Genomic DNA, 8,540 nt, shown 5'->3' with positions numbered 1-8,540 from the left:
GGCGGCGCACCAGACACCCTCCGCGTCGACTGAACCACCGCCTTCGCGAGCAAGCCCGCTCCCACAGGGACTTCGGTTGCCAGCCGAATTTGCATACACCTATAAAACCCGTAGGAGCGAGGCTTGCCCGCGAAGAGGCCGGAACATTCAACATTGATGCAGGCTGACCTGCCGCCATCGCGAGCAGGCTCGCACACAAGGGATCTTGCATACGCCTGCAGAACCTGTGGGAGCGGGCTTGCTCGCGAAGAGGTCGGCACATTCAACATTGATGCAAACAGACCTGACGCCTTCGCGGGCAAGCCTCGCTCCTACAAGTTGATTACACGATGTATCAACAGTAATTACCCGACAGCGCTATATCTTCACCTTTGCGCTTTTTTACAGTGGCCGATCCACAGCTCTCTTCCCTCCAAGAAGGCGATCCTTCATGCCCCACGACTTGAGTCATCTTGATGCCGCGCTGGCCACCTACCCACGGGTGGCTTTGCTCGAAGGCCCGACACCGATCCAGAAACTGCACCGTCTGAGTCGTCTACCTGAGATGAACGGCTGCAACCTCTACGTCAAACGCGACGACCTGACCGGTCTCGGTGGTGGCGGCAACAAGCTGCGAAAACTCGAATTCCTGCTCGGCGAAGCACTGGCTGCGGGTGCCGACACCCTGGTGACCTGGGGCGGTTTTCAATCCAATCACGCCCGCCTGACCGCTGCGGTCGCCGCCCAGCAAGGCCTGGCCTGCGAACTGATCCTGACCCCGTCAGCGGTGCGCAGCGACGACGACTTCTGCCGCAACGGCAACGTCATTCTGGACGCGCTGTTCGGCGCAAACATCCATCGTCTGCCCCGGGGTGTCGCGCCTGACACCTTCGCTGCCGAACTGGTCGACAGGCTCAAACAGCAAGGCCGCAAACCCTTCGTGATGCCGCTGGGCGGTTCCAGCCCTCGAGGCAGCCTGGGTTACGCCGCCTGTGCCGCCGAGATCCTGCGTCAGGCCGATGCACTGGGCATCCACTTCGAACAAATCACCATGCCCAACGGTAGCGCCGGCACCCACTCCGGATTGCTGGCCGGTGTCACGCTGGCACGCTCCTCCAGCAACATTCTCGGTTACTCGGTCCTGGCCACCGAAGAACAGGCAGCGGCCCTGACCCTGGAAAAAACCACGCAAGTGCTGCAACTGCTTTCCCCGTCCACCTCGCTGGCTGAAACCTCGGTCAACGTTGATGGCAGCCAACGCGGCGAAGCCTACGGCGCGCCCACCGAAGCCATGCTCGAAGCCGTACGCCTGCTCTCCTCCCACGAAGGCCTGCTCACCGATCCGGTCTACGGCGGCAAAGCCTTCGCCGGTCTGCTGGCTGCGGTACGCCGGGGCGACTTTCCGGCGGGCAGTCATCTGCTGTTCGTGATGACCGGCGGCTTGCCGGGGATCTTTGCCTATCGCAACGCCTTCGACTGACCCGCCAGATGTAAAAAAACCTCCCCGGCCACAACACCGGGGAGGTTTTTTTACCGCCGCATCAAACCATCAGTTCTGCGCTTTGCTCATTTTGGTGAACAGCTCGGTCGGGACTTTCTTGCCGTTGGAGGTGTATTGGTTGGTGCGGAATTTGTAGACCTCGGCTTCGGACAGGTAGCCATCGCCGTTGGTGTCCATCGCCTTGAATTCTTCACCGCCCTGTGGCGCCACGGCCAGCAGTTCTTTCAGGGACACGCGGCCGTCGTGGTCGGTGTCGGTGCGGGCGAAGGAGTCGTCGCCGCACTTGCCTTCACCGCACTTGCCTTCGCTGGCCTTGGTCGCTTTGGCGCCGGTTTCGCTGGCACCGCACTTGCCTTCGCCACACTTGCCTTCGCTGGTTTTTTCCGCCGAGGCCAGTTGGTAGCCCTGTGGCAGTGCGTCGGCGGCGAAGGCGGTCGAAGCCAGGTTCATGCTGCCGGCCAGTGCAACTGCGATCAGGCCAATGCGGGATTTGTTGGACATACGGGACATGGTAGTTCTCCAGATACAGTGTGCGGTCAATCCGCTTGGTTCAGGCGTTAAGCCGAGGTGCGAGTCGCGTTTGCTTTCTCGCTAAGGCAGGGCTATTTGACTGCAACCGTGTATCCCGGATGTATCCGGTTCGAGGTGCATTTGTATGCCAGTCTACTAAGGGTGGGGTTGGATACATGGCGATACACAGACACTGCGCAGTGGCCAAAAAAAAGATCGCAGCCTGCACCGGTTCCTACATGGAAGTGCATTCCAAAGCAGGAGCTGCCGCAGGCTGCGATCTCTTGAAACCGGCCGCCATCAGACCGAAGCGATCCCTCCATCGATCAGATAAATCGCCGCCGAGAACGTCACGATCGACAACACGGTACTGACCAGAATCGAAGTCGCCGCTTCGCTCTGATAGGCGCCCGTCTGATTGGCGAACATGGCCGGAATGGTCGCCGACGGCAGCGCACAGAGCAGGATCATCTGCTGCGCGTAGATTCCGTGCGTACCCAGCAAAATGGTCGCGGCGAACATCAGCACCGGATGGATGAACAGCTTGAGCCCGAGGTTGGTCCAGACCTCGCCCGACATCTGCAATTTCTCCGACGACATGATCAAGCCCAGGCACAGCAGGGAGACGCCTGGCGTGGCTTTGCCCAGCAGATTGAACGACTCCGCGGCCAGCGGCGGCAGCTTGACCTGCAGCAGCGAGAGCAGAATGCCCAGCGCCGGCGCCCACATCAGCGGACGGCGTACCGCACCCGAGAGGCTGGAGACGAAAGCCTCCCGGCCACTGCCCTTGCCATCGGCGATGGTCAGCAACATGGTGGTCAGCGGAATCATCACCAGGCTCGCCACCAGGTTGAGCACCAGCACCGAATAGATACTGCCCGCTCCGTACATCGCGCCAAGGATCGGAATGCCCATGAAGGCTGCATCCGGGTAACCGTTGACGAACCCTTTGAGCGTCGCCACTTTCAGATCGCGAGTGGTGTACCAGCCGATCGCCAGTGCGATCAGGTACATGCCCATGATGCCGATGAAGGTGGCAACCACGAACTTGAAGTCGAACAGCTGCTCACGGGGTGTACTCGCCATCCCGACAAACAGCAGCGCCGGGAAGATCCAGCCGAGCACCAGCCGGCTGATCAGCAGGCTGTCCGACTGGGTGAGTCGCCCACGTTTGCCGGCGATGTAGCCAAGCGCAATCACAAAGGCGACGGGCAGGATGGGTCCTACGATTCTGTCTAGCATTTGCTCAATCCTCGTATTTGTTTTTATCAAGAATGCGGCTGTGACCGATCGAGGCCGACGCTTTCGTTGTGGCGTCGGCGACGATCGATGGGGTCAGGGTTTGAAGCGGTAATCGCGGATGACGTCCTGGTTCGGCTCGATGCCGAGTCCCGGCGCTTGCGGCACGTCGATGCGGCCGTTGCGCGGAATTATCGCGTCGCCATACAGCTGTGCTTCGAGGTCGAAGTAGCGCCATTCCACCAGGGACTTCGCTCCGCCAAGTGCCGCACTGCCATGCACCGCGGCCAGCAGGCCGGGACCGTCGTAGAAGGCGTGGACCATCACGGTGACGCCATGGGCGTTGGCCAGCGCATAGACCTTTTGCAGTTCGGTGATGCCACCCATTTTTGCCGGGCTTGGCTGCACGAAATCCACCGCGCCGGCTTCCAGCAGGTGCTGGAAATCCATCAGGGTCGAGGCGTTTTCGCCAGCCGCGACGGGAATCCCGCCCTGCTGCCGAACCCGTGCCAGTCCCGCGTAGTCTTCCGGCGGCCAGACGGGTTCTTCGATCCAGCGCAGGTTCAGCGGACGCAGTTTATCGGTCATGTCCAGCGCCTCACGCACCGACCACGGCGCATTGACGTCGAGGGTGATTTCCACGTCGGGACCCGCGGCTTCGCACGCGGCGCGAATCACTTCGGGATCGACTTCATGCAGTTTGAGATGGCGGAAACCGTCGTTGACCGCGCGCTGCACATTGACGCGGATGAGTTCCGGGTCGGCATAACGAATCAGGCTGGCGTACGCCGCGAGTGACGTGGCCTCGCTGCCGCCGAGCAATTGATAGACCGGCTGACCCGCCGCCTTGCCGGCGATATCCCACAGTGCGATATCGATAGCCGACAGTCCGTAGATGAACGCGCCGCTGCGACCGAACACGTGGAATTTCTTTTGCAGATCGCCCTGCAGTTTCTGCCGACGCGTGACGTCACTGCCGAGCAACTCAGGCGCGAGAATCGTGTCGATCACCACCTTCACCGCTGGAATCGCGGTGAAACCAAAGGTTTCGCCGTAACCGACGACGCCTTCATCGGTAGTGATCTTGACCACCAGGGAGTCGACCATTTGCAGGTCTTTCGGTCCCCAGACCCCGCCGGCTGATTTGCCTCCCGTGGTGAAGGGAATGCGGAGCGGAATGGTTTCAATGCTGGCAATTTTCATAAGGCCGGGCCTCGGGCAGGTTGCGAAAACGGCGCGGTGATTTGGATTTTTTGCCGCGCCGGGTTGAGAACAACCTACCTGACGTCCTGTTGTCCTTCAACTGAACAACTTGTACTTTTTTACGAGCCTCGCCCTTTCATTTCATAACCAATTGATTTAACAGGTTTTATTTTTTATGACGGTAGTGAACTTCAGTTTTAACTGTCTGGAACAAGTCTTCTGATGTAGATTAAGTAGACAAGTGAGAGGGATGAACATGAGTGAAATGAACCTGCAGCCCGTGGCGCGCCGACCGCATCTGGCGGAGCACATCGCCCGTTCGTTGAGTGAAGAGATCGCCTCCGGCCGGCTACGGCCAGGCGACCGTTTGCCGACCGAACAATTTCTCTCGCAGAACTTCGGTGTCAGCAGGAACGTTGTCCGGGAAGGGATCGCGACGCTTCGGGCCCAGGGGTTGATCCAGTCGCGCCAGGGTGTGGGCGTTTTCGTCGCCGCCCCTGCTCCATCCGCGCAACCGGTGTCGGCATCGCCGCGTGCCAGCGAGCCGATGCTCGACGGCGACAACACGGTGCGCAACATGTTCGAAGTACGGGCCGTACTGGAAAGCCAGGCCGCAGCCCTCGCGGCCTCGCACATGACACCGCGCAAACTGAAAATGATTCAGGCGGCGGTCCTGCGCATGCATTACGAAGGCGAACCGACACTGGAAACGGTGAACGCCGACCTCGACTTTCATCGGGCCGTGGCGGCCGCTTCAGGCAATGATTATCTGGAGACGATGATTCGCACGGTGCTCGAACCGATGCGGGCCCTGATCACGATGAACTTTGCCCGGCGCGGTCCGATGTACAGCAACATTCCTCATGCGGCACGCGGGGAGCATGAAGAATTGGTTCAGGCTCTGGCTGACCGTAATGCCGAATCGGCTCGGCAGATCATGGGACAACACATCGTCGCTGCGGCATCTCGCTTCGGTTACGAGATCAATTTCTTCTGACACCACCCTCTGAGGGCAGTTGTCTCATTGTTGAACAAGCGGATCACGTGATACCGCTTATTCCCTGTCTTTCGTCGTACGGATGAGGTTGTTCCGTAACTTCACGATGGCCTGCTGCATCTGCACGAAATCATCGGGGTCCAGCCCCGTTTGCGGAAAACCGTCTTCGGTCAGACCTTCGCGCATCTCGCGCCCTTCCTTGGTGAGGCTGATGCGGACCTGGCGTTCGTCTTCCGGGTCGCGCTGGCGCAGCAGATAGCCCATCCCCTCCAGCTTTTTCAGGATCGGCGTGAGGGTGTTGGATTCCAGGAACAGCTTTTCGCCGAGACTGCCGACGGTCTGGTTGTCTTCCTCCCAGAGCGCGACGAGGGTGATGTATTGGGTGTAGGTCAGGCCGAGCCGTTCGAGCATGGGCTTGTATGCCTTGCCGAAGGCCAGGTTGGAGGAATAGACCGCAAAGCAGAGGAATTCAGAGAGCTTGAGGTCGAGGGCGGCGAGCTTCTTGGTCGATTTCATGAGCGTTCTCTGGGGCAAAAGAGGTAGGGTTGCGAGGGTCGACTATACATCGCATGCGATGGTATCGGTAGTGCGCACTTTCCTCGTTCTATGAAAACGGACTGCCGGTTCACCAGGGATGTCCTGCTGAACCGGCAGTGTGTCGCGTCAAGCGGTGATGACGTTGATCGCGACATCGATGTTGCCGCGGGTGGCCTTGGAGTACGGGCAGATCGCATCGGCCGTGTGGGCCAGTTCAGTGGCGACCTCGTGGGTCAGGCCCGGTACACGCAGCGTCAGTCGGGCCTGGAGGAAGTACTCTGCACCGGTCTGGCCCAGGTCCACTTCGATATCGACCGCGGTATCGGCCGGCAGGGTCACTTTCGCCTGCTGGGCGGCCAGCCCCACCGCGGCGATGTAGCAGGCCGACCAGGCCCCGGCGAACAGTTGCTCGGCTTTCGGGTGCGGCTGGACGCCGGTGAAGACGTGCGCTGGCGTGGAACTGCCGGGCGACGACAGTTCGATGTCGAGGCTGCCATTGTGGCCGCGCGAGGTGTTGCCGGTGCCGCTGCGGGTGGTGTGGGTTTTACCGCTGGCCAGGACTTTTTCGATCTTGCTCATGATGGTTTCCTCAGGTTTACAGAGTTGTGATTCGTATACGCTTTAATCGCATGCGTGATATTTATCAGGCGGTGAGTACGTTCAGGGCCATGTCGATGTTGCCGCGCGTGGCTTTGGAGTAAGGGCAGATGGAATCGGCAATGTGTGCCAGTTCGGTCGCCACGTCATGTGCCAGCCCCGGTACGCTCAGGGTCAATCGAGCCTGAAGGAAGTAGTCCGGCCCTGTCTGGCCCAGGTCCACCTCGATGTCGACGGCCATGTTTGCCGGCAACACGATGTTGCGCTCTTGAGCGATCAGCCCTACGGCTGCGGTGTAGCAGGCCGACCAGGCTCCGGCGAACAGCTGCTCGGCTTTCGGGTGTGGCTGGGTGGCGGCGAACACGTGGGCTGGCTGGGCAGCACCGGGCGAAGACAGCGCGATGTCGAGATTGCCGTTGTGGCCGCGCGAGGTGGTGCCAGTAGCGCTGTGGGTGGTGTGGGTTTTGCCGGTGGCCAGGACTTTTTCGATCTTGCTCATGGGGGCTTCCTCTCGATTCAATTTCTTATGCGATTTGATCGCATGCGATTATTAAGGTGTTAACAGATTTTTATCAGGCGGCGCAGATCCAGTTGTTGCCGTTGTGGCCATCGAAAGCGTGATGGGTGGAGCGGGACATTTTGTGGTGGCTTTCGGTTTTCATGGCTGGATCTCCAAACGGCACAGGTTGTGTTTTATTTGTCGCTTTCGATTAGATCGCATGCGATATACAGATAGTCATCCAAACGCCTGGTGGTGTCAAAGGATATTTTTCGAAAGGACGACGAACGGTCAGTGAGCGCACACAAAACCCCGTAGGAGCGAGGCTTGCCCGCGAAGGCGTCCGGCCAGTCGACACTGACCGGCCTGACACTACGCCTTCGCGGGCAAGCCTTGCTCCTACATTAGGGACTAGTTGCGTGCCTCGACTACGTCCATATCCGGGGCATCTGGAGCGTCCGGATCTCTGATTGCGCTGGCCTGGGCTCTGGCAGCATTGCGGTCCGCGTTGGCCTGTGCCTTGGCGGCGTCTCTGGTGGCGTCCGCAGTTGCCTTGGCTGCATCGCGGGTTGCATCTGCGTCGCGACGGGCCGCGTCACGGGTTGCATCGGCTGCGGCCCTGGCAGCATCGCGGGTAGCGTCGGCGTTTGGATCGCCAGCCCTTCTTGCCGCGTCACGCGCTGCGTCCGCGTTGGCCCTGGCCGTGTCTCTCGCCCTGTCTGCCGCAGCCTTGGCGGCATCGCGAGCAGCGTCTGCATCGGCGCGGGCTGCGTCTCGGGCTGCATCGGCATCATTGCGGGCAGCCGCTCGGGCAGCATTGTTGTCGTTACGGGCAGCGTCCCGGGCGCGACCGTTATCGTCGTTGGCGTCGTGGTTGCGGGCATTGTCCCGACCTCTGCCGCCAGTGTTTCCAGCGACGCCGCCATGACCGTTGCCGTCATGGCCTGAAGCGCCATGACCACCCCCGTCTCCATGGCCACCGCCATTGCCTGCACCACCGCCGCCGTTACCGCCTCCGCCGTCACCACCGTGGCCGCTTCCGCCGCCACCGTTGCCGGAACCGCCGCCACCACCGCCATTACCGGACCCGCCGCCGTGGCCACCACCGCCACCACCGCTGCCGCCGTGTCCGCCTCCACCACCGCCTCCTCCGCCGCTACCGCCATCCCGGGCGTATGCGCTGGAGAATCCACTGATGTAATCCGGTACCAGGACAGTCGAAGCCGACAGAACTCCGCCTATGGCCAGGGCCAATAAACATTTGTTGATATGCATGTTGCACCTCCGCCTGGAGCTGCGTAGTCATTTCCCTATCGAACGCAATCCCGTGAGTTCCAGCCGCCCAGAAGCGACCAGCCAACCGGCACGGACATGAATCTGCAGCATCGACAGCCACTGCGCTTTCCGCGCGATCCCTCAACGCCAGTTAGCACCTTTGCGTGGGAAATTTTCCCACATTTTCTTTAGAAAGGTACCCT

General features: G+C 60.6%; 9 protein-coding genes. 2 read left to right on the top strand and 7 right to left on the bottom strand.

Going from position 1 to position 8,540, the window contains the following annotated elements:
• The first annotated feature begins 430 nt into the window (after positions 1-430).
• A complete protein-coding gene (locus K9857_RS28510; protein WP_224541624.1) occupies positions 431-1,459 on the top strand; it encodes a D-cysteine desulfhydrase family protein in 1,029 nt (342 codons plus the stop codon).
• Between the two features lie 69 nt (positions 1,460-1,528).
• Here the strand turns inward: K9857_RS28510 and K9857_RS28505 are convergent, their stop codons facing one another.
• From K9857_RS28505 to K9857_RS28495, 3 genes are all read right to left on the bottom strand, one after another.
• On the bottom strand, positions 1,529-1,990 hold the full coding sequence (locus K9857_RS28505; protein WP_224541622.1) for an EF-hand domain-containing protein: 462 nt from the start codon (positions 1,988-1,990) through the stop codon (positions 1,529-1,531).
• A 300-nt stretch (positions 1,991-2,290) separates the two neighbouring features.
• Positions 2,291-3,232 carry an AEC family transporter gene (locus K9857_RS28500; RefSeq protein ID WP_224541620.1) on the bottom strand — a complete coding sequence of 314 codons (942 nt, stop codon included), beginning with the start codon at positions 3,230-3,232 and terminating at the stop codon, positions 2,291-2,293.
• 93 nt (positions 3,233-3,325) lie between these two features.
• The gene (locus K9857_RS28495) at positions 3,326-4,432 is read right to left on the bottom strand and encodes a mandelate racemase/muconate lactonizing enzyme family protein (RefSeq protein WP_224541618.1); all 1,107 of its coding nucleotides are present in this window, start codon (positions 4,430-4,432) and stop codon (positions 3,326-3,328) included.
• Between the two features lie 256 nt (positions 4,433-4,688).
• On the opposite strand from K9857_RS28495, the gene K9857_RS28490 reads away from it, so the two are divergent.
• Positions 4,689-5,429 carry a FadR/GntR family transcriptional regulator gene (locus tag K9857_RS28490; protein ID WP_224541616.1) on the top strand — a complete coding sequence of 247 codons (741 nt, stop codon included), beginning with the start codon at positions 4,689-4,691 and terminating at the stop codon, positions 5,427-5,429.
• A 57-nt stretch (positions 5,430-5,486) separates the two neighbouring features.
• Here the strand turns inward: K9857_RS28490 and K9857_RS28485 are convergent, their stop codons facing one another.
• The 4 genes from K9857_RS28485 to K9857_RS28470 form a co-directional block, all read right to left on the bottom strand.
• Positions 5,487-5,945: a MarR family winged helix-turn-helix transcriptional regulator gene (locus K9857_RS28485; protein WP_224541614.1), complete on the bottom strand. Its 459-nt coding sequence runs from the start codon at positions 5,943-5,945 to the stop codon at positions 5,487-5,489.
• 147 nt (positions 5,946-6,092) lie between these two features.
• On the bottom strand, positions 6,093-6,545 hold the full coding sequence (locus K9857_RS28480) for an Ohr family peroxiredoxin (RefSeq protein WP_224541611.1): 453 nt from the start codon (positions 6,543-6,545) through the stop codon (positions 6,093-6,095).
• A 64-nt stretch (positions 6,546-6,609) separates the two neighbouring features.
• Complete coding sequence (locus K9857_RS28475; protein WP_224541609.1) at positions 6,610-7,062, bottom strand: Ohr family peroxiredoxin; 453 nt, start codon at positions 7,060-7,062, stop codon at positions 6,610-6,612.
• A gap of 411 nt (positions 7,063-7,473) precedes the next feature.
• Complete coding sequence (locus K9857_RS28470; protein WP_224541606.1) at positions 7,474-8,337, bottom strand: hypothetical protein; 864 nt, start codon at positions 8,335-8,337, stop codon at positions 7,474-7,476.
• Positions 8,338-8,540: the final 203 nt, after the last annotated feature.

Source organism: Pseudomonas sp. REP124, from assembly GCF_020164475.1.
Taxonomy (GTDB): Bacteria; Pseudomonadota; Gammaproteobacteria; order Pseudomonadales; family Pseudomonadaceae; genus Aquipseudomonas.
This window is presented reverse-complemented; position numbering and strand designations above follow the sequence as displayed.